General features: G+C 68.5%; 26 protein-coding genes. 11 read left to right on the top strand and 15 right to left on the bottom strand.

Translation table 11 applies throughout. The features are described 5' to 3' along the window. Positions 1-49: 49 nt before the first annotated feature. From Sp245p_RS07095 to pdxH, 7 genes are all read right to left on the bottom strand, one after another. Positions 50-1,336, bottom strand: coding sequence for an SLC13 family permease (locus Sp245p_RS07095; protein ID WP_014240553.1), 1,287 nt, complete (start codon positions 1,334-1,336; stop codon positions 50-52). Positions 1,337-1,418: 82 nt separating this feature from the next. Beyond that, positions 1,419-2,243: an MBL fold metallo-hydrolase gene (locus Sp245p_RS07090; protein ID WP_041811081.1), complete on the bottom strand. Its 825-nt coding sequence runs from the start codon at positions 2,241-2,243 to the stop codon at positions 1,419-1,421. 194 nt (positions 2,244-2,437) lie between these two features. Then, positions 2,438-2,671, bottom strand: a complete 234-nt coding sequence (locus Sp245p_RS07085) for a hypothetical protein (RefSeq protein WP_014240551.1) — start codon at positions 2,669-2,671, stop codon at positions 2,438-2,440. A gap of 99 nt (positions 2,672-2,770) precedes the next feature. Next, positions 2,771-3,805 (bottom strand): methyl-accepting chemotaxis protein, encoded by a 1,035-nt coding sequence (locus tag Sp245p_RS36230; RefSeq protein ID WP_014240550.1) that lies wholly within the window; start codon positions 3,803-3,805, stop codon positions 2,771-2,773. Positions 3,806-3,998: 193 nt separating this feature from the next. Beyond that, positions 3,999-5,390 (bottom strand): methyl-accepting chemotaxis protein, encoded by a 1,392-nt coding sequence (locus tag Sp245p_RS07075; RefSeq protein WP_014240549.1) that lies wholly within the window; start codon positions 5,388-5,390, stop codon positions 3,999-4,001. 162 nt (positions 5,391-5,552) lie between these two features. Continuing rightward, positions 5,553-6,518 (bottom strand): cation diffusion facilitator family transporter, encoded by a 966-nt coding sequence (locus Sp245p_RS07070; protein WP_014240548.1) that lies wholly within the window; start codon positions 6,516-6,518, stop codon positions 5,553-5,555. 34 nt (positions 6,519-6,552) lie between these two features. Then, positions 6,553-7,164, bottom strand: coding sequence for a pyridoxamine 5'-phosphate oxidase (gene pdxH, locus Sp245p_RS07065; RefSeq protein WP_014240547.1), 612 nt, complete (start codon positions 7,162-7,164; stop codon positions 6,553-6,555). A gap of 181 nt (positions 7,165-7,345) precedes the next feature. Between pdxH and Sp245p_RS07060 the strand changes: the two genes are divergently transcribed. The 6 genes from Sp245p_RS07060 to Sp245p_RS07035 all read left to right on the top strand — a co-directional run bounded on the left by Sp245p_RS07060 (position 7,346) and on the right by Sp245p_RS07035 (position 14,089). Continuing rightward, positions 7,346-7,801: an RT0821/Lpp0805 family surface protein gene (locus Sp245p_RS07060; RefSeq protein ID WP_014240546.1), complete on the top strand. Its 456-nt coding sequence runs from the start codon at positions 7,346-7,348 to the stop codon at positions 7,799-7,801. Between the two features lie 48 nt (positions 7,802-7,849). After that, positions 7,850-8,809, top strand: a complete 960-nt coding sequence (locus Sp245p_RS07055) for a DnaJ C-terminal domain-containing protein (protein ID WP_109138426.1) — start codon at positions 7,850-7,852, stop codon at positions 8,807-8,809. Between the two features lie 137 nt (positions 8,810-8,946). Further along, entirely contained in the window at positions 8,947-10,725 is a 1,779-nt protein-coding gene (ftsH, locus tag Sp245p_RS07050) for an ATP-dependent zinc metalloprotease FtsH (protein ID WP_014240545.1), read from the top strand. A gap of 111 nt (positions 10,726-10,836) precedes the next feature. Next, complete coding sequence (locus Sp245p_RS07045; RefSeq protein ID WP_014240544.1) at positions 10,837-11,649, top strand: substrate-binding periplasmic protein; 813 nt, start codon at positions 10,837-10,839, stop codon at positions 11,647-11,649. Further along, positions 11,646-13,220, top strand: coding sequence for a SpoIIE family protein phosphatase (locus tag Sp245p_RS07040; RefSeq protein WP_014240543.1), 1,575 nt, complete (start codon positions 11,646-11,648; stop codon positions 13,218-13,220). Before Sp245p_RS07045 ends, Sp245p_RS07040 begins: the two co-directional genes overlap by 4 nt. 137 nt (positions 13,221-13,357) lie before the next feature. Next, positions 13,358-14,089 (top strand): response regulator transcription factor, encoded by a 732-nt coding sequence (locus tag Sp245p_RS07035; protein ID WP_014240542.1) that lies wholly within the window; start codon positions 13,358-13,360, stop codon positions 14,087-14,089. A 22-nt stretch (positions 14,090-14,111) separates the two neighbouring features. On the opposite strand, the gene Sp245p_RS07030 is transcribed toward Sp245p_RS07035, so the two are convergent. The 4 genes from Sp245p_RS07030 to Sp245p_RS07015 form a co-directional block, all read right to left on the bottom strand. Then, positions 14,112-15,161 carry a sensor histidine kinase gene (locus Sp245p_RS07030; RefSeq protein WP_014240541.1) on the bottom strand — a complete coding sequence of 350 codons (1,050 nt, stop codon included), beginning with the start codon at positions 15,159-15,161 and terminating at the stop codon, positions 14,112-14,114. After that, positions 15,158-15,556, bottom strand: a complete 399-nt coding sequence (locus Sp245p_RS07025) for a DUF1987 domain-containing protein (protein ID WP_041811783.1) — start codon at positions 15,554-15,556, stop codon at positions 15,158-15,160. The genes Sp245p_RS07030 and Sp245p_RS07025 overlap by 4 nt, the downstream gene beginning before the upstream one ends. Before the next feature lie 26 nt (positions 15,557-15,582). After that, entirely contained in the window at positions 15,583-16,134 is a 552-nt protein-coding gene (locus Sp245p_RS07020; RefSeq protein WP_014240539.1) for a SiaB family protein kinase, read from the bottom strand. Positions 16,135-16,305: 171 nt separating this feature from the next. Continuing rightward, complete coding sequence (locus Sp245p_RS07015; protein ID WP_014240537.1) at positions 16,306-18,081, bottom strand: ATP-binding response regulator; 1,776 nt, start codon at positions 18,079-18,081, stop codon at positions 16,306-16,308. Between the two features lie 228 nt (positions 18,082-18,309). On the opposite strand from Sp245p_RS07015, the gene Sp245p_RS07010 reads away from it, so the two are divergent. The 5 genes from Sp245p_RS07010 to sugE all read left to right on the top strand — a co-directional run bounded on the left by Sp245p_RS07010 (position 18,310) and on the right by sugE (position 21,266). Next, on the top strand, positions 18,310-19,431 hold the full coding sequence (locus Sp245p_RS07010; RefSeq protein ID WP_014240536.1) for a pentapeptide repeat-containing protein: 1,122 nt from the start codon (positions 18,310-18,312) through the stop codon (positions 19,429-19,431). 19 nt (positions 19,432-19,450) lie between these two features. Further along, positions 19,451-20,023 (top strand): hypothetical protein, encoded by a 573-nt coding sequence (locus tag Sp245p_RS07005; protein WP_014240535.1) that lies wholly within the window; start codon positions 19,451-19,453, stop codon positions 20,021-20,023. Next, entirely contained in the window at positions 20,020-20,565 is a 546-nt protein-coding gene (locus Sp245p_RS07000) for a hypothetical protein (RefSeq protein ID WP_014240534.1), read from the top strand. Before Sp245p_RS07005 ends, Sp245p_RS07000 begins: the two co-directional genes overlap by 4 nt. An 83-nt stretch (positions 20,566-20,648) precedes the next feature. Further along, positions 20,649-20,822 (top strand): hypothetical protein, encoded by a 174-nt coding sequence (locus Sp245p_RS34840; protein WP_014240533.1) that lies wholly within the window; start codon positions 20,649-20,651, stop codon positions 20,820-20,822. Positions 20,823-20,948: 126 nt separating this feature from the next. After that, positions 20,949-21,266: a quaternary ammonium compound efflux SMR transporter SugE gene (gene sugE, locus Sp245p_RS06995; protein WP_014240532.1), complete on the top strand. Its 318-nt coding sequence runs from the start codon at positions 20,949-20,951 to the stop codon at positions 21,264-21,266. Positions 21,267-21,287: 21 nt separating this feature from the next. Here the strand turns inward: sugE and Sp245p_RS06990 are convergent, their stop codons facing one another. From Sp245p_RS06990 to murA, 4 genes are all read right to left on the bottom strand, one after another. After that, a complete protein-coding gene (locus tag Sp245p_RS06990) occupies positions 21,288-22,319 on the bottom strand; it encodes an SDR family oxidoreductase (protein WP_014240531.1) in 1,032 nt (343 codons plus the stop codon). A 96-nt stretch (positions 22,320-22,415) separates the two neighbouring features. Continuing rightward, positions 22,416-22,835, bottom strand: coding sequence for an OsmC family protein (locus Sp245p_RS06985; RefSeq protein WP_014240530.1), 420 nt, complete (start codon positions 22,833-22,835; stop codon positions 22,416-22,418). Between the two features lie 13 nt (positions 22,836-22,848). Then, complete coding sequence (locus Sp245p_RS06980) at positions 22,849-23,319, bottom strand: DUF2948 family protein (protein ID WP_244439293.1); 471 nt, start codon at positions 23,317-23,319, stop codon at positions 22,849-22,851. A gap of 50 nt (positions 23,320-23,369) precedes the next feature. Continuing rightward, the gene (gene murA / locus Sp245p_RS06975) at positions 23,370-24,674 is read right to left on the bottom strand and encodes a UDP-N-acetylglucosamine 1-carboxyvinyltransferase (RefSeq protein WP_014240528.1); all 1,305 of its coding nucleotides are present in this window, start codon (positions 24,672-24,674) and stop codon (positions 23,370-23,372) included. Positions 24,675-24,696 lie beyond the last annotated feature (22 nt).

Genomic DNA, 24,696 nt, shown 5'->3' with positions numbered 1-24,696 from the left:
CCCGGACGGAGAGGGGCGGCACCATTCGCATAGCCCATAAGGAGAAAAATCAGCTCAGACGCATCCAGCCGGTGCCCCACAACCACAAAACGGCGAATCCCATCGACAAAAGGGTCATCGGGATCCCGCAACGGGCGTGCTCCACAAAGCCGAGCCGGACGCCGGAGGCCGCTGCCCGCTCCACCACAATGATGTTGGCGAGGCTGCCGGGGATCAGCAGGTTGCCGGCCAGCGTGGACAGGATCGCCAGCCCGTAGAGCGCCCCCTCCGGCGGCGACGGCCAGGCGGCGAGCAGCAGAATCACCGCCGGCACGTTGCCGATGCTGTTGCTGGCGGCCAGGGCGAGCGGGGTCATCACCGCCAGCCGGTCAGGCAGCCAGCCGGCGGCCTCCAGCCCCGACACGAACTCCGCCGGCAGGCCGGTCAGCTTCAGCGCGTGGTTGATGGCGAACAGCGCGGCGAAGAGGACCAGCAAATGCCAGTCCACCATGCCCAACATCCCGCGCGAGGCCAGCCGCCGGCTGATCAGCATCGCCCCGGCGACCAGCAGCACGCCGATCTCGTGCGGCAGGTCGGTGGTGAACAGGCCGAGAAGCACCAGGGTCGCCACCACCGCCTTGCCGAGCTGCGCCCGGTCGAGCATCACCGGCTCCGCCCCGCCCTCCCCGGTCGCCCCGCTGCCCGCCGCGCCGTCATCCGGCTCGCCGAAGCGGCCCCGCCAGGCGAGCCACACCACGACATACACCACCACGAGGCCGACCAGCGCCGGCACCCCGCAGACCGCCAGGAAGCGCCAGAAATCCAGATGCCCCATCTGGCCGATCAGGATGTTCTGCGGGTTGCCGATCACCGTCGCCGCCGACCCGGCGTTCGCCGCTCCGGCCAGACCGATCAGGTAGGGCCGCGGGTCCAGCCGGCGGGCCAGCAGACCGACGCAGAGCATCGGCGTCATGGCGAAGACCACCACGTCGTTGGCGAGGATCGCCGACAGGCCACCGCCCACCGCCACCGTCACCGCCAGCAGCCAGGCCGGAGAACGCGCCGCCTGCGCCACCCGGAGGGCGCACCAGTCGTAGAAGCCGCTGGCCGCGTACTGGGCGGACAGCACCATCAGCCCGAACAGGATGAACAGGGTCGGGAAGTCGATGGCCTCGGTCACCTGCCCCGATTCCAGCGCCCCGATGGCGAGCAGAAGAATGGCCGCGACCAGAGCGATGCCGGTGCGGTCGATGCGCAGTCCGGGGAAGCGCCCCAGCGCCATGCCGACATAGGTGAGGACGAACAGCGCGACGACCGTCAGCGTCATGGGCGGGACGGCCAGGAAGGGAATGGGCATGGATGGGAGGTTCGCTGCGGGGTGGAGGAAGCCCCTCTATAACGGCCCGGCACCGGGTCAGACCATAGGCGCCAAGCCGAGGTCAGGCCAGCGTGACCGTCATCCCTTCCCGCGCGGCGAAGCAGTCCGGGAACGCCGCCTGGGCCGCCGCCTCGATGGCGGTCATGGTGGCGTCGTCATGGTCGGGGTCGTGATGGAACAGCACCAGCCGCTTGACCCCCGCCGCCTGCGCCAGCCGGACGCCCTCGGTCCAGGTCGAATGCCCCCATCCAATGCGGTTCTGCCATTCCTCGTCCGTGTAGGTGCTGTCGTAGAGCACGAGGTCGGCGCCGGCGATCAGGTCGAGGATGTTGCGGTCGGGATGGCCCGGCACATGCTCGGTGTCGGTCACATAGGCGAAGGACTTGCCCAGATGCTCGACGCGGTAGCCGGTGGCGCCGTCCGGGTGGTTGAGCCGCGCCGTGCGGACCTGCACCCCTTCGCCCAGCGCGAACTGGTCGCCGGCTGTGATCTCGTCGAACACGATATTGCTTCCCATGGTGCGCATCGGCACCGGGAACAGGGGGCGCTCCATCTGCCGGGCCATGGCCGCTTCGATGCCGGGGGTGCCGTTCAGGTGGCCGGAGACGATGCGCAGGTGGAAGCCCTTGGTGTAGGCCGGGGCGAAGAAGGGAAAGCCGCAGATGTGGTCGAGGTGGGTGTGGCTCATCAGCAGGGTCGCCTCGGTGGCGCCCTCCTTCAGCAGGCGCTTGCCGAGCATGCGGATGCCGGTGCCGGCGTCGATGACGATGCGCTGGTCGCCCGCCTGAACCTCGACGCAGCTGGTGTTGCCGCCGAAGCCCATATGGGACGGCAGCGGGCAAGGGACTGTGCCCCGAACCCCCCAGAAGGTCACCGAAAAGCCCATGCCGCCCTCGAGATACCGGTCTCCGGATCACCGCTCCGCACCGAACCTGTCGGGCGGGGACCGTTAAAACGGCATTTTAGCATGGTTTTCGGTTTACGCGGTGACGACCGTCACAGCCCGACCGGTTCCAAAGAGGGAGCCCGCCCCCTTCCGGATTGGACCGGGCCGATGACCCTGGATCGGCCGAGGGATCGTCAACTGGTCCACAGGATGCTTTCGATGAAGCGTTCACAGGACCGGCGGTGGTAGCAGCCGGTGCAGCCGGTGTCGGGGCAATCCAGCCCGGCTTTCAGTACCGTCAGCCCATCCACCAGCCGGTCTTTGGTGGCCTGATCGATGACGTCCGCCACAAGCACGTCGCGGATCGCCTCCGCGACGAGGTCGTCTTCCTGTTCCGGTACGGTCACGATTTGCCTGAGAGCCTGCATGCGAAACACCTTTCCGTGCTTCAACTGCACCACAGGGGTGTTTCGCCAACATTTCAGGCGGGGCGCACAAAAGAATCGAATTGCTGCAATACGACACGCCTATTTGCAAGAGCCGACCGAATTCTGGACGATCACACCGAACCAGCCGAGCCCTTTGTAGGTTTCATAGCCGGGAGTCACGGCGAAACCCACCACGCGTCCCTGCTCGTCGGAGTAGCTGCCGTGCCCATGGCCGCCGGTGCGCAAGGCGAAGCTCTCCGTCAGGACACCCCTGCGGTCGGATGCGGCGATCACGCGGTGACGGCTGTCCACCAGAAGGCAGCGCGTCCGCGAGCGCTCCTCGTCGGTCAGGCGGACGGAGTCGACCACGCCCTGGGATTGATTCTGCCAGTCGAAGAAGACTCCCAGCACGCCGATGACGGGGCCGTTCTCCTCCCCGCCGGCCCGGATGGCCGTGGCGTAGGTGGCGACGGTGGCGCGGTCCAGCAGATCGCTGGTGCCGATGTCGGCCACCGCGAACTCGGTGCCGTTGCGGGTCGCCATAGCCTCGCGGAACCAGGATTCGGACGCCACCGAACTGCCCACGGCGCGGCGGTAGCGGTCGGGCCGCCCGGTCGCCAGAACCACGCCCCTGGCATCGACGACCCAGAGGTCGAGATAGACGGTGTAGGCGCCAAGGATGACGCCCAGCCGTTGCGCCGCGTGGCGCCGGTTGGTCTCGGACGGATCGGCCGCGCACTCGACCACGGCGCTGTCGGTGGCCCACCACCGCACATCGCAGGACCGCTCGTACAAATTGCGGTCCATGATGTCGATCATGTTGAGCGCCAGGTCGGCGAGGCGTCCGCCGCGCAACTGCGAAACCAAACGGTTGCCGAGCGTGTTCAGCTCGTCGGTCTGCACCGCCATCTGGGCACGCAGTTCCCCGCCGATGCCGGTGATCCGCTCCGAGATGGCCTTCACCTCCTGGGCCACCACGGCGAAGCCGCGCCCGGCCTCTCCGGCGCGCATCGCCTCGATCAGGGCGTTGAGCGCCAGGATCTTGGTCGTGTTCGTAACGGCCTGAATCTCGTCCATCTTGCGCGTGGCAAGATCGGACACGGCGCGCGACAACGCCACGATACGCTCGGGCATGAACATCACCTCCAAGGATTATCGGTGACGACCCCCAAGGACGACCGAGCAGCCACTCGTCGGCTCGCTCAATCATCCGCAACCCACCCGAGCGGCATTGAATTGACGCAATCACACATCCGCAACACGGAATGCCAACCGGAATTGCGCCGTCCCTGCGGCGCAATGTCATCCCCCCGTATGCGGATACCGGTCAGACCTTGTAGGCCAGACGCAGCCCGCCCCAATGGCGTCCACGCACGGTGATCGGGGCGGACACGTCCTTCATCAGGGCGTACTGGCCGCCCCCCATGTCGCGCCGGTAGGTCTGAAGAAGGAACGGCTTCGTGCTGCGCCCCGCGGCCAGACCGACGCGGTCGTTGAAGATGCGGCGGTTGCGGCAGTTGGCCGCGTTCCATGTCGGGTCGGCCCCCTGGGGCTGGCTGAACCGGCGGTTGTGGGTCGGCAGATAGCCGTTGGAGTCGACCGCCACGCAGAAGACAATGCGTTCGCTTTGCCCGAGCAGCGAGTCGAGCACCCTCGGCAGCACGCGGTCGCAGAACTCCGTGAAGCGGGTCATGTGCTGCTGCGGGTTGGAGCCGGGGATGGGCTGGTAATTGCTGTCGAACAGGTCGCCTTCGCGAACCTCGCCGCGCGCCATCGCATCCTCGAAATCGGCGGAGATGCGCGACGCGGCGTCGCAAACCAGCCGGATGAACGGCGTGTCCACCGTCTCCACGTCCAGTTCGGCGGTGATGCCGATCAGCCGCTCGCTCATGCCGACCAGCGTGTTCACGCGGTCGCGCGCCTGGGCCAGATTGTCGCTGGAGAGCTGCACGCCGACCGCGAGATCGTCGATCTCGTGCTGCAGCTCCTCGCAGTTGGCGCCGATCTCGGAAGAGGCCGCGTCGATCTTGTCGGTCTCGCCGTTCAGCTCCGACATGGCCCGGCCGACGGTTTCGATGACGGCGCCAATGGCGGTGGTGCCCTCGCTCACCGCGCGGGCCTTGCCGGCGCTGGACGCGCTTTCGGCCATCAGGCGCTGCGCCTGGTCGTTGAGGTATTTCAGCGTGGCGTCGATCTCCGTCGTCGCCTCGCTGGTCTTCTTGGACAGGGCCTTCACCTCGTTCGCCACCACGGCGAAGCCGCGCCCGGCCTCGCCGGCGCGGGCCGCCTCGATGGTGGCGTTGAGCGCCAGCAGGTTGGTCTGCTTGGCGATGACGAAGATTTCCTTGGCGACCCGGCCCACGCGGTCGAGCGCCTCCTGAAGGCCGGCGATCTGGCCTTCGATTCCCCCCACCGCGGCGACGAGGGCATGGATGTCGTCCATGGAGCGCTGGACCCGGTCGTGGGAGGATTCGACCTCCTGCCGGGCCTGCTCGGTCACGGAACGCGCCACGGTCGCGGCGGCGGAGATGCGCTGCGTGCTCTCCGACATCTTGTTTCCGGTGCCGCGCAACTGCGCGAAAACGTTGGCCTGATGGCCGAGGCGGCCGTTGACCTCCTCCACATGGCCCGCGATGTCCGCGATCTCGATGCCAAGATTGCCCGCTTCGGTGGCAATGTCCGCGATCAGATGAGAGCGGCCGCCGAACGCACTGTCCATTTTTCCGCCATCCGTTTCACAAGAATGCGCAGAGCGCTAAAATCCAATGCAATTATTACCGAACCCTTACAAATGCGCAACGGAGGAAGGGTCATTCCAAAAGGCAATGTGCTCAATTATTGCGCTCTGGTAACCCGCTCGCAACCGAAGGCGGAGAAAACTTCAGCCGGCACTCCCCTCGACGCCCTGGCCGGGGGCGCCTTGACCAGGAGCGCCCTGGCCATCCGCAATACGATGATCCAGCCGGTCGTCCTGAAGACCGGCGGGCTCCTGGTGGATCAGAACCTCGGCGCCGGGAAAGGCGTCCTTCAGGCGGTTCTCAACCCGGTCGGTGATGTCGTGCGCCCTGGCGACCGACAGCGAGGGGTCGAGTTCCAGATGCAGCTCGATGAAGGCGCCGACGCCGGAACTGCGGGTGCGCAGATCGTGCATCCCCGCGACGTCCGGTTGCGCCATCACCAGCGCCGCGATGCGCTCCCGCTCCTCCGCCGGCAGTTCGCGGTCCATCAGGACGTTCAGCGCCTCCCTGGCGACCTTGCGGGCGCCGTAGAGCAGGAAGGCGGCGATGCCCAGACCGAACAGCGGATCGAAGGCGCTGATGCCCGTCCATCCCGTCAGCAGAATCGCCAGGATGACCGCCGCGTTCATCAGCAGGTCACCGGAATAATGCAGCCGGTCCGCCCCCACCGCGACCGAGCCGGTGGCCGTCACCACATGGCGCTGGAAGGTGATCAGGCCGGCGGTCAGCAGGATCGACAGCAACATCACGGCGATGCCCACCGCCCCCTCGCCCACCGGCTGCGGGGTGATGAGGCGGCGTACCGCCTCGATGGTCAGGAACAGGGCGGAACCGCCGATGAAGGCGGCCTGGGCCAGCGCGGCCAGCGCCTCCGCCTTGCCGTGGCCGAAGCGGTGAGCCTCGTCCGGCGGGCGCAACGCCGTCCGCACCCCCAGCAACGTCACCACCGAGGCCATCATGTCGGTGCTGGAATCGATCAGCGACGACAGGATGCTGACCGAGTCGGTCGCCAGATAGGCCGCCAGCTTCGCCAGGATCAGCGTGAGGGAGACCGACACGCTGGCGTAGGTGGCGTACCGGCGCAGCCGGTGCGAACGCGATTCGCTCATGAGCCTCTTCTTATGTGATGGCGGCGCTCGTCCTTTACGGGAAAAGACGCTCTGTCGTCCAGCGCGCCGGCTCCTGCGCCGCCGGGTCGCCCTCACGCAGGTACAACGTCCGCTCGTGCAGGCGGAAGGGGCGGTCCTGCCAGAACTCGATTCGCCGCGGCAGGATGCGGAATCCGGTCCAGTGCGGCGGGCGGGGAACGGCGCCCAGGCCGAACTTGGCGGCGAACTGGGCGACCCGCTTCTCCAACTCGAACCGGCCCTCCAGGGGGCGCGACTGCTGCGACGCCCAGGCGCCGATGCGGCTTTCGCGCGGACGGCTTTCGAAATAGGCGTCGGCTTCCGCGTCGGACACCTGTTCCACCGCGCCCTCGACGCGGACCTGCCGCTTCAGGGTCTTCCAATGGAAGCACAGGGCGGCGTTGGCGTTGGCCAGAAGCTGCTCGCCCTTGCGGCTCTCGGTGTTGGTGTAGAAGACGAATCCGCGCGGATCGACGCCCTTCAGAAGCACCATGCGCACCGACGGCGCCCCCTGCGCGTCCGCGGTGGCCAGCGCCATGGCGTTGGGATCGTTGATCTCGCTGCGGGTGGCCTCGGCCATCCAGTCCTGGAACAGGGCGTACGGGTCCCGGTCGTTGGATTCGCTCATTGTCCCCTCGTCGCGCGGCCGTAGGCCCATGGTTTCAACGTTGGGTTTCGGCGCCGGTCACGGCGTCTTCCCAGTTCACAAATATGCCCAATTCACAGACAGGACAGCCTCGCATATATGAGTGTCCACCGGTGCGCCAGAAGCAAGGCATGCCGGCTCCCAACCTTTCGAGGCAGCATCGATGTTCGTGAAGAAGCTCGTCCCGGCGGCGATGGCGATCGCCCTGCTTGCGGGTTGCGCCAGCACCTCCAAGGAAGCCACCAAGAACGCGGAGACCGTCGGCGGCCGGATCTCGTCGACCTATGGCAACGCGTCGGGCAAGGTCGCCTCCTCGGGCACCGGCCCGCTGCTGGGCGCCTTCATCGGCTCGGCCGCCATTGAGCCGTCGGACGCCGCCGCCGCCGAGACCGCGGCCAAGCGCGCCTACTCCGCCCCGGTCGGCGACAAGATCGGCTGGACCAACCCGGCGACGGGCCATTACGGCTCGCTGACCACGACGCGTGAGGGCTACAACAACGCCGGTCAGTATTGCCGTGAGTTCCACCAAACGGTAACCACAAAGAGCCAGACCGAATTGGCCTACGGAACCGCTTGCAAACAGGCCGACGGTACGTGGAAGATCGTCGCCAATTCGTAATGCCTTATCCCCGGGCTTCGGGGTGGAATAACTCTGTCCGTGGAAAGCATGCGTGACCCTTATCAAATCCTCGGCCTCACCCGCTCCGCGAGCGCCGACGACATCAAGAAGGCGTACCGCAAGCTCGCCAAGGAGTTCCACCCCGACCTGAAGCCCGGCAACGCCGCGAACGAGGAGCGCTTCAAGGAAATCTCGGCGGCCTACACGCTGCTGTCCGATTCCGACAAGCGCGCCCGTTTCGACCGCGGCGAGATCGACCCCTCCGGCCAGGAGCGGCATCACGGCTTCGGCGGCCGCTCCCGCGCCAACGCCGGGCGCAGCCGCGCCTACAGCGGGGCCGGCGGCGCGGGCGACGATTCCTTCTTCGGCGGCGAGGACTGGTTCTCCGACCTGTTCGGCGGCGGGCGCAAGCGCGGCGGGCCCGGTGGCGGCGCCGCGGGCGGGGCTGCCGGCGGCGGCTCGCGGTCGCGCGGCAGCGACATCAATTATTCGGTCTCCGTGCCCTTCGTCGAAGCGGCGCAGGGCACCAAGCGGCGCATCAGCCTGTCCAACGGCAAGAGCATCGACGTCGCCGTTCCGCCGGGGACGGAGGATCAGGCGAAGCTGCGTCTGAAGGGCCAGGGACTTCCCGGCGCCGGCGGCTTCGGGGCGGGCGACGCCATCGTCGAGGTCCATGTCGAGGCCCACCCCTTCTTCACCCGCCAGGGCTCCGACATCCACGTCGAGGTGCCCATCACCCTGAACGAAGCCATTCTCGGCGCCACCATCCGCGTGCCCACCGTCAGCGGCCCGGTCGCGCTGAAGATTCCGCCGGGAGCCAACACCGGTTCCACCCTGCGGCTGCGCGGCAAGGGCGTCATGAACCAGGCGACCAAGCAGGCCGGCGACCAGTATGTGAAGCTGAAGGTCGTCCTCCCCGACCCGCCCGACGCGGAGCTGGTGAAGTTCATGGAGGAATGGTCGCGGACGCGCAGCTACGACGTGCGCAAGAAGGCCGGCCTGGAGTGAAACCGGGCCGTTAACCCTCTCCTTACTTCTGGGTCAAAGAAAAGTCCTGGACCGAATGCGGTTGATGCGGGGCGGTGGCGCCTTCATCAATGACGATGATGTGCCGGAAACGGTTTTCACCGCCTTCGTAGGACGCCATGCCGCCGATCCCGAAAAAGTACCTGACCGCCGCCGCCGTTGTTGCTGCGCTTCTGCTTGGTTGGTTCGCCTTCGCGGCCTGGACCGACTACGCGCGCGACGGCGCCGAGGAGGTCGCGACCTACAGCGACTTGGTGGCGGCGGCCGAACGGGGGGACATTGCCTCGGTCACCTTCCGCGGCGACGGGGCACACGCCGTCACGCCGGATGGCCAGCGGCTGCGCGCCGTCGTTCCGGTCACCGACGACCTGCTGAAGGAGCTGCGCGGGCGGAAGATCGCCATCGCCTTCGAGGAGGAGGCCGGCGGGCTGGTCTCCGGCACCGTTTCCGTCCTGGAGAAGCTGGCGCCCTTCCTGGTGATCGGCCTGCTGATCGGCGCGCTGCTGCTCAGCGGCGGGCAGTTCCTCGGCGGCAGCCGGGCCACCCGCGTCCGCCCGCGCGACACCGGCACCGTCTTCGCCGACGTCGCCGGGGTGGACGAGGCCAAGGATGAGCTTCGCGAGACCGTTGAGTTCCTGCGCGACCCGCGCCGCTTCGCCATGGCCGGCGCCCGCGTGCCCAAAGGCATCCTGCTGGTCGGCCCGCCGGGCACCGGCAAGACGATGCTGGCGAAGGCCGCGGCCGGCGAGGCCGGGGTGCCCTTCTTCACCGTCTCCGGTTCCGACTTCGTCGAGATGTTCGTCGGGCTGGGTGCCGCGCGGGTGCGCAGCGTCTTCAAGACGGCGCGGGCCGCCGCCCCCTGCCTGCTGTTCATCGACGAGGTCGACGCGCTGGCCGGCAAGCGCGGCGAATCCAACTCCCATTCGGAGCGGGAGCAGACCCTGAACCAGCTCCTGGTCGAGATGGACGGCATCGTGAACGGCGGCGAGGTGGTGGTGATCGCCGCGACCAACCGCGCGGAAATGCTGGACCCCGCTGTGACACGGCCGGGCCGCTTCGACCGCCACATCCACGTCGCGCTGCCCGACGTGGCCGGGCGCGAGGCCATCCTGGGCGTCCACACCGGCCGGCTGCACCTCGCCCCTGACGTCTGCGTCCGCACGGTGGCGCGGGGCACGCCCGGCTTCTCCGGCGCCGAGCTGGCCAACCTGACCAACGAGGCCGCCCTGTCCGCCGCGCGCAACGGGCGCGTCATCGTCGGCATGGCCGATTTCGAGGCGGCGAAGGACCGAGTCCTGATGGGCAACGAGCGGCGCAGCCTCGCCCTCTCCAACCATGAGCGGCGCCTGACCGCCTATCACGAGGCCGGTCACGCGCTGGTCTCCATCCGCTGCCCGGAGGCCGACCCCATCCACAAGGCCACGATCATCCCGCGCGGCCGCGCGCTGGGCATGGTGGTGCGGCTGCCGGAGGGCGACCGCGTGTCGGTGTCGCGCGCCAAACTGCTCGCCGACATCGCCGTCGCCATGGCCGGGCGGGCGGCGGAGGATCTGGTCTTCGGCCCGGACGCCGTCACCACCGGGGCGGAAGCCGATTTCCGCGCCGCCACCGATCTTGCCCGCCGCATGGTCACCGCCTGGGGCATGAGCGACGCCATCGGCTATGTCGCCCACGCCGGCAACGACCCCGCCGTCGTGCGCTCGGAGCGCACCGCCTGGCGCATCGACGAGGAGGTGCGCCGCATCACCGACGAGGGGATGGAGCGCGCCCGGCGCATCCTGGCTGCCGACCGCGCCGCGCTGGAGCGGATCACCGCCGCCCTGCTGGAGCGCGAGACGCTGAGCGGCGAGGAGATCGGCGGGCTGACCGAGGAAGAACGGGAAACGGAAGCGGCCTGACGGCGAAATTTCTCGTTCACATTCAACGACAAACATTGCTGCATACGCGCATACATTGGTAAAATGCCGTGGATTTTTCGCACGGCTGTGCGAACAGCATCGGGGCTGAGGATGGCAGAAGCGGTTGCCCGCCGGACGATACTGGCCTTGGCGCTCGCCGGACTGACGGCGGGCGGCCTGCCGTCGTCCGGCCTTGCCGCAACCCCCGAGTCCACACCCGCCGAGTCCGCGACCGCTCCGGTGATCGTCAAAGTCGGTGGTTACGAATTCCCCCCCTACGTCACCGAGTCCGGCGGCGGCGTCGCGCAGGCCCTGCTCGACCTGCTGAACGCGGAGCAGAGCGGCTTCCGATTCGAACTGGTCCGCACCTCCCCCCAGCGGCGCTATGAGGACATGGAACGGGGCCGCTTCGACATGATCGCCTTCGAAAGCCTCGCCTGGGGCTGGAAGGGGCGCCCCGTGGAGGCCTCGCGGGTGTTCCTGCGCGACGCGGAGGTGTTCGTCGCCAAGGCCGGTCCCGGCATGGACCAGAGCTATTTCGACCGGCTGGACGACAAGACGATCCTCGGGCGGCTCGGCTATCATTACGCCTTCGCCGGCATGACCGCCGACCCGGAGGTTCTGGAGAAGCGATTCAACACCCGGCTGACCGTCACGCATGAGGGCAACGTGCGCAGCGTCGCTGCCGGGCGCGCCGCGCTGGCCATCGTCACACGCTCCTTCCTGGCGCAGTTCCTGAAGGCCAACCCCGACATGGCGCCGCAACTGCTGGTGTCCGACCGCACCGACCAGATCTACGAGCACACCATCCTGGTCCGCCGCGACGGCCCGGTCGACATCGACTGGGTCAACGGCACGCTCGACCGGCTGGAACGCAGCGGCGCCCTTCCGGCGCTGTGGGCCCGGCAGGGGATCGCCCCGTGACCGAACTGCGCTCCCTCGCCGTTGGACGGCGCGACCGTTCGCTGCTGACCCGCATCGGCAGCGTCATCCTGGTCACTGCCGCCGCCGTGGGGATGGTCGCCGTGGCCGTGTCGGCCAACATCGTGGAACACCAGCAGGTCTCGGCTCTGACCAAGCGGGCGCAGCTGGTCGCCGCCATGCAGACGGACGCGCTGGCCAACCCGATCTGGGAGATCGACGACCGCGCCGTCCGCAACATCATCGATTCGCTGCGTGAGCGCGACCCGGCCATCCTCGCCGTCTCCGTCTTCGAGCCGGGGCGCAGCGAGCCGATGGCGGTGTCCGGCGACCCGAGGACCTCCGCCGACTCCACCACCGTCGAGAAGATCATCGATCTGAGGGGACGCGACGGGGTGACCCGGCAGGTGGGAACGCTGCGCCTGCTCTATTCGACGGAGGAGGTCCACCGCAACACGCTGGAGGCGCTGCTGCCGGTGGTCGGGCTGCTTCTGCTGTCCCTGGTCACCGCCATCGCCATCATCAGCGTCATGCTGAACCGCGTCGTGCTCCGTCCGCTGCGGCGGCTGACCCAGGCGACCCAGGCGGTTTCCCGCGGCGACTACGGCGCCCGCCTCGCCACCGAGCGGGAGGACGAGATCGGCGTCCTGACCAAGACCTTCAACCGCATGGCCGAGACGGTCCAGGACTACACCCAGACGCTGGAGTTCCGCGTCCAGGAGCGGACGGAGGCGCTGGCCGACATCAACCGCCGCATCATGGACAGCATCAACTACGCCCAGTTGATCCAGTCCTCGATCCTGCCGAAACCGGAAGTCCTGGACAGCGGGCTGGCCCAGCATTTCGTCCTGTGGCGCCCGCGCGACGTGGTCAGCGGCGACTTCTATTACTACCGCGAGGTCGAGGACGGCTTCCTGATCGGTGTGGCCGACTGCACGGGCCACGGGGTCCCCGGCGCCTTCATGACCATGACGGCCAGCGCCGTGCTGAACAATGTGGTGGACGGCATGGGCGCCGCCGACCCCGCCGCTCTGCTCGCCACGGTGGACGACAAGGTGCGGGCGGCCCTGCACCAGGATGGTGACGCGGCAAGCTGGGAAGGCGGCTTCGACAACGGGCTGGATCTGGCCCTGTGCTACGTCCAGCCGGCGCAGCGGCGGCTCGTCTATGCCGGCGCCCGCCTGCCCCTGGCCGTCGCCGGCCCGGACGGGTTGACCGAGATCCGCGCCGACCGCCGCAGCCTGGGATACCGCGCGTCCGGCCCCGCCCCGGCCTTCACGAACCACAGCCTGGAGCTGCAGCCGGACCAGACCTTCTACATCTGCACCGACGGGCTGACCGACCAATGCGGCGGAGAGCGGGGGCGGAGCTTCGGCAAGCGCCGCCTGCACGGTGTGGTCGAAGAGTGCAGCGCCCTGCCGCTCGACCGGCAGAAGGAGTGCATCGAAGCCAGCCTGTCCGGCTTCCAGGGCGACCGCCCGCAACGCGACGACATCACCATGATCGGCTTCCGTGTCCGGCTGGCGGGCGATCCCGCGGCCCCGGCGCGGAACACCCTGTGGGAAATCGCGTAACTACCCTTTGGAAGATTGCGTAATAGTGCAGCAGGAGGCCGTCGCGGGCCGAAGTCACTCGACCTACCATTCGACTTCATATAGTTTCCGCGCCGGCCCTATGAACAATAAGCACCGGTAACGGGGGAGCAGAGGGGATGGCGGCCGTTACGATCGTTGTCGTCGAGGACGAGGCGTCTCTGCGACGTGACATGATCGAGTACCTGCGCAGTTGCGGCTTCGACGCGATCGGAGCGAAGAATGGGCGCGAACTGGACGAGCAGATCGCGTCACGTCCGGTATCCTTGGTTGTTCTGGACGTCAACCTTCCAGGTGAGGACGGGTTCAAGATCGCCACGCGGCTGCGCGAGAATCCCGCCATCGGAATCATCATGGTGACCGCCCGCGGCTCCACCGTGGACCGGGTGGTCGGGCTGGAATTGGGGGCCGACGCCTATCTGGTGAAGCCCGTCGAGATGCGCGAGTTGGAAGCCCAGGCAAAGGCCCTGCTGCGCCGTCTGGAGACGAGCAACGCCGGCGCCACCCCGCCGGCCCCGCAATCCTCCGGCCAGCCCGCGATGGACGAGGGCAGCTGGATTCTGGACGCCACGGCCTGGGCGCTGACCAGCCCGGCGGGCGTGCGCGTCAGCCTGACCAGCATGGAGATGAAGCTGGTCTCCCTGCTGGCCGGACAGGCCCGTCAGCCGGCGACCCGCGACCAGATCTCCGTCGCGCTCTACAACCGCCGCTGGAACCCCGACGACCGTTCCATCGACACGGTGGTCGGGCGCCTGCGCCACAAGGTGGAGAACGCGATCGGCGAAACCGCTCCGGTCAAGTCGGTCCACGGCGTTGGTTACGTGTTCTCCGCACCTGTCCGGGTGATCTGAACGGCGGGGATTCCGACGCCGTTCAGGCGGATGCGTCGTCCGCAGGCGTGTCCTTCGGAAAGGTCAGGACGAAGCGCGTTCCCTGCCCCGGCGCGCTGTCCACCGAAATCGTCCCCTTCAGCGCCCCGACCGCCAGGTTGTGCACGATGTGCAGGCCAAGCCCGCTGCCCCCCTCGCCGCGCCGGGTGGTGAAGAACGGATCGAAGATCCGCGGCAGGTGGTCCGGCGGAATGCCCCGGCCGTCATCGGTGTAGACCAGCCGCACGGTGCCGGGTTCCGGCTCGTCCACGGCGATCGACAGGGCCCCGCCCTGCCCGTCCGCGCCCTGCGCGTCGACGAAGGCATGGGTGACGGAGTTCATCACGAAATTGGTCAGGATCTGCGACAGGGCACCCGGATAGGTGTCCACCACCAGCCCGTCGGGGCAGGACACGGCGATGGTGTGCTTGCCTTGACGGAGCTTCGGCTCCAGGCTGACCAGTGTTTCCTGGATGTAGCGGTTGAGATGCACGACGCGCCGTTCGGCGCTGGCACGGTCCACCGCCACCTGCTTGAAGCTGGCGATCAGCTTGGCCGCCCGCTCGCAGTTGGTGAGGATCAGCGCCGTCGTGTCCGTGGCGGTGGCGACGTAGCGGGTGAAATCCGCCTTGCTCAGCTCGCCCGTCTGGGCACGCCCGCGCAGCCGCGCCGTGGCGTCGGACAGATGCGACGCGCAGGACACGGCGATGCCCACCGGTGTGTTGATCTCGTGGGCCACCCCGGCCACCAGGGCGCCAAGGGACGCCAGCTTCTCCGCGCGGACCATCGCCTCCTGCGCCTCGCGCAGGTCGGCCAGAGCGGTTTCCGCCTCCTGCCGGCGGCGCTCCAGTTCCTGGTTGGCGGAGCCGAGCTGCGCCTGCAGCCGGTCGCTGACCCGCACCAGCCGGCGCTGTTCGCGCGTGCTGCGCTGGAACGCCTCCACCAGCGCCTCGAAGTCGGCGCGCAGTTCGGGCGCGGCAGCGCCCAGCCTCTCCCCCAGAAGGCGGGCCTGCTCGATGGCCTGCTCCTCGGCGGCGAAGAGGTTGAAGGTCATGACGCCTCGTCTGCGGGAATCTGTTTCAGAGTGAAGGCGACGTGATGCAGATCCTCGGAGAAATCCTCGCCCAACTCCTGCATGGAGTCGTCGTTCTCCTCGTAACACCAAGTGACGGAAATGCTGCGCCCTTCACTGGCCGCCGTCTCCAGCATCTGGAAGATGTTCATCAGGGCCTTCGCGCTGGAGCTGTTGAAGTACAGCAACTCCATGTCGAACCGGATGGGATGGCCGCCCGCTTCGGCCAGGAAGGCGCGGAGCGCTGCGAAGATCGGCCCGAAGAAGGTTGCCACGTCGTCGGGATAGGACTCGCCGCTGAGGCGGAGCACGCCTTGGGCAAAGTCGAAATCGACCTCGGGCGTCCGGCCCGTCGCGGGTATTTTCAGGGATTCCATGGTCGTCCGGATGTCCACAGCCGCTTTCAGATCCGAGCCTTGAGGCAGAAAAAGCTCTTGCCCTCGTCCATTTCGAGGAAGTCGTACTCGATGGGTTCGCTGGCGCGGCGCGCGATCTCGATCAGCCCGATGTTGGCGCCCCGCGCGCCCTCTTCCGGGGTTTCGCGCAGCTGCTCCCGGTAATAGGTCTTGATCGCGTCCTTGTCCAAGCCCTTGAGATACTCCAGCCGCTCGCGCAGGCGCGGCACGTCGGCGTTGTACACGGTGTTGCCGCAGACGATGAAGACCTTCCCGCCTTCCATGCCGATGGTGACCATGCCGGCGCTCAGCTCGACCGGCTTCTCGCGCGCGCCGGTCACCTTTTCAGCCGAGTAGCGGATGATGTTCTGCATCTGCTCGACGAAGACGGCGAAGACCCGGCGGACCGTCGGGCCGTCGGTGTCCTCCAACGTCATCTTTTCCCGCAACGCCTCTCCCAGGGAATAGAGGATCCCCTCGGACAGATAGCCACTGAACGAGAAGATGATGCCCTTCTCGTCAAGGTCCCGTTTGATCCCGGCATATTGCTGAGCGAGCATGGTGTGGAGTCCACGGTTCTTCCGTTGGAGTGCGACGAGGCCGCCTGTTGCGTCTGAACGTTCCGGACCGCATCCGGAGATCGCGTCGGCCTTGTTATGAACACGTTACATTTCCGCCCGCTGCGCTGGAAGGATTATCGCGGCGCACATCGGCAGCCCGGCGTTGCGGATTCAGCCCTTCACGGGAAGGCGGACGCGGAAGACGCTGCCCTGCCCGACCGTGCTTTCCGCGGTGATCGATCCGCCGTGCAGCAGGATGATCTGCCGCACCGTGTGCAGACCGATTCCCGTTCCCGGCACCCCGGCGGAACCGGCACCCCGGTAATGCCGCTCGAACAGCAGGGGCAACTCGTTCTGCGGGATGCCGCGCCCCTGGTCGGCCACCTCCACCACCGCCACGCCTCCCTCGGCCCACCCGCTTGCCGTGACGCGGCAGTCGCCGTCCGAATATTTGAAGGCGTTGTTCAGCAGGTTGTTGAAGAGCATTCCCAACAGATGCCCGTCCGCCATCACCATGGGCGGCAGACGGTCGAGATCGAGGCGGAAGTCGCACCCGGGATAGGCGGTGCGGAAGGGTTCGGTCACCGAACGCAGCAGCGCCGGCAGATCGACCTCTGCCCGCTGCACCTTCAACGTTCCGGCCTGGAGCCGCTCGTCGGTCAGATGCGTGTCGATCAGTCCGGTCAGGCGCTGCACGCTGCTGCGGATGACGCGCAGCCGCTCCAGCGATTCCGGGGTTTCCCGCTCCGCCCGCAGGGTCAGCATCTGGGCCGCGCTGTCGATGATGGCCAGCGGGGTGCGGAATTCGTGGCTGACCATGGTGACGAACTGGCGCTGCTGCTCGCGGGCGACCAGTTCCGCCTCCAGCGCACGCTCCACCCGCTCCTTGGCGGCGACCAGAGCGGCCTGATTGGCAGCCAGCTCGGCCGTCCGCTCACTGACGCGCCGCTCCAGCGACTGGTTCAGCGCGACCAGATCCTCATAGAGGCACACATTGTCGAAGCCGATGATGACACGGGCGCAGAACAGCTCCAGCAGCCGGTGGTCATCCTCGCGATAGGGCTCGCTCCGCTCCAGCGCGAAGACCGTCGTCCCATGCTCCCGCGTGCGGAAGGCCAGGATGCAGCGGGCCGACCCGAAACTGCTCTGCTGCGTCTCGAAGGCGGCGATCACCTGGGCGGTCAGATCGGGCTCCAGCGCGTCGGAGGCGGGCCGTCCGATGAACCGCGCGAAGCGGCTGGAGCCGGCGATCACGGTGGCCCGCGTCTTGCCGTCGCCGCGATCCACCATGCGGCAGGCAAGGACGGCGCCGCCGCTGTTGTCCACGACCTTGCTGAGCTGGTCCACCAGCTCCTCGACCAGCGTGCGCATGGACCGGGTTTCGAACAACGGGGCCGAGGCGGCGAGGATGCGCTCCAGGCCCTGGCGGTGCCGCTCGATGGTCACGATGTCGCGCCACGCCCGCAGCCCGCTGACCAGCGTGGTGAACAGGCGCTGGGCGGTGAGTTCGCTCTTGGCCTTGTAGTCGTTGATGTCGTAGGCGACGACCACGTCCCGCTCCGGCGCCTGCCCCGGCTGGCCGGTGCGCAGGATGATGCGCATGCGGTGGTTGTTGAGATCCTCGCGGATGAAGCGGACCAGACGCAGGCCGGCGTCGTCGGTCTCCATCACCACGTCGAGCAGCGCCACCGGAATGTCCGGGCGCGTCAGAAGCAGCGACCGCGCGGCCGCGGCGGACAGGGCGCTGACCACCTCGAACGGGCGGCCTTCGAATTCGAAGTCGCGCAGCAGCACCTCGGTCATGGTGTGGACCTGGGGATCGTCGTCGACCACCAGCACGGGCCAGGGGTCTGCCGGTCGGGCGTTGGCCGCGGAGTCGTCGGCGAACCCGTCGTCGGGGCCGAACAGCGGTTCGTCGTCCAGACCTTCGTCCATATCCTGGCCCATGGCCTCCTCCACGCACGACCTACCCGGATGGTTCCGCATCACCGACCGGAAAGGCACCAAAGCGGTACGAGACCTAAGCCCGCCCGTCCAGAGCCGTATCAAATTGTCACAAAACGTGATGTTTTAGAGCCATCTAGCGCGAATTGGCGCCGGTTCTGCCCTTTGATGAATACCCAAGTATTACTGTTATCTTTTATACTCTCCGAGAACGAGGGAGTTGGCCCACGTATGGACATGGAACTCGACCGCGATCTCAAGGGTGGCGAACTCAGGGGCGCCAATGTCGAGGGCGATAACCTCAAAGGCGCCAGCCTCAAAGGCGACAACCTCGATGCTGGGAGTTTGGACGGCATGGACCTGAACGGTGCGAACCCGGACAGCGCGTCCGCCGGCCGGTACGCGGCGTTCCGCCGCTTCCTGTCGCGCTTCGATCACCGAACCGATCCGTCGCGGGCCGCGGAGCGGCCGGCCAGCCCGCCCATGCGCGCCATGCTGCTCGGCCTGCTGTCCAGCCGGCGCCGGGCCCACACACGCCGCCTGTGGGCCCGTTGGCTGGAACCGGTGATGCTGCGCGATCCGCTGCTGCTCTGCATTCCGGATCCGTTGCCCGGCTGCATTCGCGTCATCGACACCGCCGGCTGGTGGCCCGCGCTGTCGCGGCGCATGGACGACCTGCCGGTCACCGTGCAGACCCGCCTGGAGAACCGGCTGGCCGTCGGCGCCCTGGACCGCGTCCTCGCCTCACCGGAGATGGAGGACTGGGCCGAAACCTTGCGTGAGCGGTCGCTGACCGTCCTGGACGCGATGCGCACCAGCCCCGCAGCTCTCGCCCTGTTCCTGGAGGAAGTCAACACGCATCGCATGCGCGCCGCCAGCACCCTGGCGATCCCCGGTGGTGTCACCGCTCTGCGCCCCTTGGACGGCGCGGACGTGGACACGCTGGCCGCCGCGCTGCGCCTGTCCGACGGATGGCGGACGCTGGGCGGGCGGGCACCGGACATGGAGATCGACGAGTTGCTGGCCTGCGTGCGCGGCGCGATGGCTGACGGCAGCGTCGCGCCGGAGGCGATGGCCCTCTTCGCGGTGGCCGGTCTTTACACACGCCGCGACCCCCTGCTCGGCGCGGCGCTGCGCGCGCTGCTGCCGCTGCCGCTGGTCGATGCCGCCGCCGCCTGGCTGACGGCGCACACGGAGGAAACGGATGGCGGCGTCGCGGAGATGTCTCCGCTCGGCGGCGATCCGGCGCGGGGGTTCGACCGCGGCTTGCGGGACCTTTTCGAGGCCGCGCGGCGGTCCGGGAATGCCCCATCCGGGGTGATGGGGGCCGCCGGCGGATTGGGCGGACGCTGATGGTTCGGATGGTGGCGCGATGAACATGGACACCTTCGCCTTCGCCGTGCTGGTCCTGTGCGTCGGCGCCCTCGGCCTTTCCATCGTCTATGAGGCGTCCCGCCTGACCGCCACCAGCAGCCGCAAGGCCTTGGCGCGGCGGAAGCTGGAGGCCCTGGCCGCCGACCTCGCCACCCTCGGCCGGCAGATCGAGGATGCGCAGGCCGAAGGCGCCGCCCGGCAGGAAGCCATCGACCGGCTGACCGCCGAGCGCGGTCGCCTGACCAGCCTGATCGCGTCGGTCAAGGCGTCCAAGATCGCCCTGGTGCACGAGGTCGGCGACGCGCAGAGCGGCGCCCAGCGCTATGAGAGCGAGTTGCGCACCATCCCGGATTTCGCCCGCCTCGATCCCCGGCGCATGCTGTTCGCACGGGTGATCTGGGAGCGCCGGAACATCGCCCGCGTCTGGGCCGACACCCCGGACGCCGCGGCCGCGATGCTTCAGCGCGCCTTCAGCACGCGCAACGGAGTCCTGTCCTCGCAGCCCGAGACGATCCCGTTGATCCCGGCCGGAAACGGGGGCAACGACGGCGTGCGGCCGGTTTCCCCATGACGGCGATCATTTTCTACGCGGCGCTGCTGCTCCTGGCGGCCAGCGTGCTGGTGAACCGGATGGGCGAACGCCGCGTCCGCGCGGCGCGCAGCGAACTCATCACCGCCGACAAGGACATCCGGACCAACGAGCAGCGCGTCCAGGAGGCTCGAAAAACGCTGGATGCGGCCCGCGGAAAATTGGGCGGACTGGAGGAGGCGCTGACCGAGGCCAAGCGGCAGGCCGAGTTGCTGGAACGGCAGCTCGACGCGGTGCAGCAGGCGCCGATGGAACTCTTCCACGTCTTCGACCGGCTGGAGGCCCGGCCCGGAACCATCTGGGAAGTGGCGGTGCGCCGCGCCCCGGACGCGCTCTACACCAGCGGCGCCATGGCCGCCTCCTGGCGCGACGGGCGGGCCTATCTGGTCGTCGCCGCCAACCAGAAGGAGGCGCTGGACCGCGTCGCCCAGCGCTTCCCGCGCGTCAACGGCTACGAGATCGGGCCGGTCCTGACCTGCCGCCTGTTCCTGCCCAAGGACGCGACGGAGCGCAAGCGGGCCTGACACGCTCTGTGAGGCGCGCCACAGCGCGGGCGGAACAGCATGGCTAGAGTGGAGCCAACGCCCCCTCCACCCTGGTGACCGCCATGACCCGCCGCACCGCAACGCCCCCTCACCTCACCTCCCCGCCGCAGCCGCCCACCCGCGAGCGCCCCGCGTCCGGCTTCACGGTCCTGCCCCTGGACGACCGCCGCTGCCCCCGCCGCGAGGTCGCCATGCTGTGCGAGACCGACAGCGGCCACCGCTGGGACGGGGCTTGACCGGACCGACCGCATCCCTATATCCCGGTCGCCCTCCCGTGAGGACGACCTCACCGCGGCACACCCAGTCCGGGCGTGGGGAGTTCGGCGGGGACGACCCTGCCTCCATTCCATCGGAGGTGTCGCATGTCCTGGGTCATCCTGTTCTTCGCCGGCCTCTTTGAAATCGGCTGGGCCGTCGGCCTGAAGCAGACGGAGGGTTTCACCCGCCCCATTCCCACCGCCCTGACCGTCGCCTCGATGGTCATCAGCCTCGCCCTGCTGGGCATGGCGCTGAAGTCGCTGCCGCTCGGCACCGCCTACGCCGTGTGGACCGGCATCGGGACGGTGGGCACCGTCATCCTGGGCATCCTGCTTTACGGGGAATCCGCCGACATCCTGCGCCTCGGCTGCATCGCGCTGATCGTGGCGGGCATCCTCGGGCTGAAGCTCATCACGCCCTGACCCGCCGTCCCTGGCCCACTGTCAGGTGCGCTCCTTCCGCAGGGCCGCGCGCGCGGCGTAGCCGATTCCCCCAACCACCGCGAGGCCGGCGAGGAAGGCGAAGCCGCGCGCCGCGGTTCCCGTGGTGCTCAGCGACAGGCGTTCCTCCTGCCCGGTGAAGCGCCCGTGCGTGCGGTGCAGGCCCGGAACCGGCTCGAACAGGTTGTCGGGCCGGTCCGGCGCTTCCGTTTCCTCCGTCTCCTGCCCTTCGAAGGCGGTGAAGGCCACCCGGTAATCGGCGTAGGCGGGCAGCGCCTGGGTGCCAAGGATCGCCTCGGCGGTGGTGAAGCCCAGCCAGTGCTCCCGCTTGGGGTCCGCCGCGGCCTGCACGATGGCGTGGCCGATGTCGTCCGGGTCGAAGATGGCGCCGACCGGCTTGGCCCGGCGCGGCATGTGGCTGCGCGCCCAGTCGAACTGCGGCGTGTTGACGGCGGGCAGATGGACCATGGTCACCCGCAGGCGGCTGCCGTCGTGGATCAATTCGGAGCGCAAGCTGTCGATGAAGCCGCGGATGGCGCTCTTGGCCCCGCAATAGGCGGCCTGGAGCGGGATGGAGCGGTAGGCCAGCGCCGACCCGACCTGCAGGATGAGGCCGCGGTCGCGCGGCAGCATGCGGCGCAGCGCCGCCATCGTGCCGTGGACGGAGCCGAGATAGGTCACCTCGGTCACCCGCCGGACCTCCTCGGGCGTCAGGTCGCGGATGCGCCCGAACACCGTCACCATGGCGTTGTTGACCCAGACGTCGATGGGACCGAGCGCCCGCTCGGCCTGCCCGGCGGCGGCCTCCACCGCCTCGGCGTCGGCCACGTCGGCGGGCAGCACCAGCGCCGCCCCGCCAAGCCGCTCGACCTCCGCCGCCACCTCCTCCAGCGCGTCGCGGGAGCGGGCGATCAGCCCGACCGCCGCACCCCATTCCCGCGCGAAGGCAAGCGCCGTCGCCCGCCCGACCCCGGCGGACGCTCCGGTGACGACGACGACGGGCCGGGTCCGGCCGGCAACGGGATTGGAGGGCATGGCGGCGGGGCTCCATGGGCTGGGATGGGCATCGACGCTGTCCCAACCCGCCCGGAGCCCGCCGGTTCCGCCACCATAGTTCCGCCGCCGTTACGCTTACGGCGCCTCGACGATCTCGAAATCGTGGGTGATCGCGGCGGTGGCGCCCAGCATGATGGAGGCGGAGCAGTATTTCTCCGCCGACAGGGCGATGGCGCGCTCGACCTTCGCCGGGTCCAGGCCGCGCCCGGTGACCACGAAATGGACGTGGATCTTCGTGAAGACCTTGGGGTCGGTCTCGGCGCGCTCGGCCTCGATCTCGGCCACGCAGTCGGTGATGGCCTGACGGCCCTTCTCCAGGATCATCACCACGTCGAAGCCGGTGCAGCCGCCCATGCCGATCAGCAGCATCTCCATGGGACGGATGCCCAGGTTGCGCCCGCCCGCCTCCGGCGCGCCGTCCATGATCACGGCGTGGCCGCTGCCGGACTCGCCGACGAACATCCGACCATCAACCCACTTCACCCGCGCCTTCATGGCGGTCTCCCGATTATTGTTCGTCTTCCAATGGATGGCACGGCTTGCAGCCGGTCGGCCAGGGCTCGCCCAGATCCTCCACGAAGCAGGTCCAGGACGGGCTTTCCAGCCGGATGCAGGCGCCGCCGGCGAAATTCAGGACCAGGGCGCCCTCCGCCGCCTCGACGGACAGCAGTTCCAGGATCTGCGCGCGGTCCTTCACGTCGAGGCCGCGCAGCTTCACGGCCTTCACCCCCTCGATCCGCACGCCGCAATTGACGCGCTCGAAGGGGTTCAGGTGATCGTCGTCGGCGGTGGGGCCGGGGCGGCGCTTGTCGGCCGTCTCCCACTTGAAGCGGTTGGCCACCAGCACGAAGCGCGCCTCTTCGGGCAGGAAGCACATGTCGCCGATCGGCAGGATGGCGTCCTGCAGACAGGCGGAGACGACTTTCAGATCCTCGGCATCCTGGGCGCGCAGGCGGATCGGCGTGGCGGACATGGGCATCCTCGTGGGCTTCCCTTCGCTGTGGACGGCTGAACGGGCGCAGGACGCCGTCAGTCGTCCTCCGCCCGGATGCGTTCGATGTCCGCGCCGCAGGCCGCCAGCTTGTCCTCCAGCCGCTCGTAGCCGCGGTCGAGGTGATAGACGCGGTTGACCGTCGTCTCCCCTTCCGCCGCAAGACCGGCTAGGACCAGCGACACCGACGCGCGGAGATCCGTCGCCATAACGGGCGCGCCGGTCAAACGCTCCACACCCCGGACGAGGGCGGAGGAACCGTGCACCGTGATGCGGGCTCCCATGCGGGTCAGCTCGGGCGCGTGCATGAACCGATTCTCAAATATGGTCTCGGTGATCATGCCTGCACCCCTGGCCGTGCACATCAGGGCCATCATCTGGGCCTGAAGGTCGGTGGGGAAGCCGGGATAGGGCTCGGTCATCACGTCCACGCCGACCAGTTCGCCGTTGGCGCGGGAGACGCGAATCCCCGTCTGGCCATTGGTCTCGATCTCGGTGAACTCCACGCCCGCGGGCACCAGGGCGGTCACCGCCGCCTTGATCAGGTCCATGCGGGTGTTCAGGATGTCCAGCGTGCCGCCGGTCATCGCCGCCGCCATGGCGTAGGTGCCGGTCTCGATGCGGTCCGGCACCACCATGTGGCGGGCGCCGTTCAGCCGGTCCACGCCGACGATGGTCAGCCGGTCGGTGCCGATGCCGGTGATCTTGGCGCCCATCTTGACGAGGCATTCGGCGAGGTCGGTGACCTCCGGCTCGCGGGCGGCGTTGACCAGCACCGTGGTGCCGCGGGCCAGCGTGGCGGCCATCAGCAGGTTCTCGGTGGCGCCCACCGACACCTTGGGGAAGACATACTCCGCACCCCGCAGGCCGCCCTGCGGCGCCTTGGCGACGATGTAGCCGCCCTCGATGCGGATGTCCGCCCCCATGGCCTCCAGGCCCTTGATGTGCAGGTCCACCGGGCGCGCGCCGATGGCGCAGCCGCCGGGCAGCGACACCTTGGCCTCGCCGCAGCGGGCGAGCAGCGGGCCGAGCACCAGGACGCTCGCCCGCATCTTGCGGACGAGGTCGTAGGGGGCCGTGGTGTTGGTGATGTCGCGGGCGGTGAACTCCACCACGCGACCGGCGCAATCCCCGCCCGCCCCGGCCATGTGGATCGCGACGCCGTGCTGGAGAAGCAGGTTGCACAGCGTGTTGATGTCCGCGAGGATCGGCAGGTTGGTGAGCGTCAGCGTCCCGTCGGTGAGGAGCGCCGCGGTCATCAGGGGCAGCGCCGCGTTCTTGGCGCCCCCGACCGTGATCGACCCGTGAAGGGGCTTGCCGCCGCGGATGCGGATCTTGTCCATGAAGCTGTCTTGTCCGGTCAGA

Origin of the sequence: Azospirillum baldaniorum, assembly GCF_003119195.2 — a bacterium.
Taxonomy (GTDB): domain Bacteria; phylum Pseudomonadota; class Alphaproteobacteria; order Azospirillales; family Azospirillaceae; genus Azospirillum; species Azospirillum baldaniorum.
This window is presented reverse-complemented; position numbering and strand designations above follow the sequence as displayed.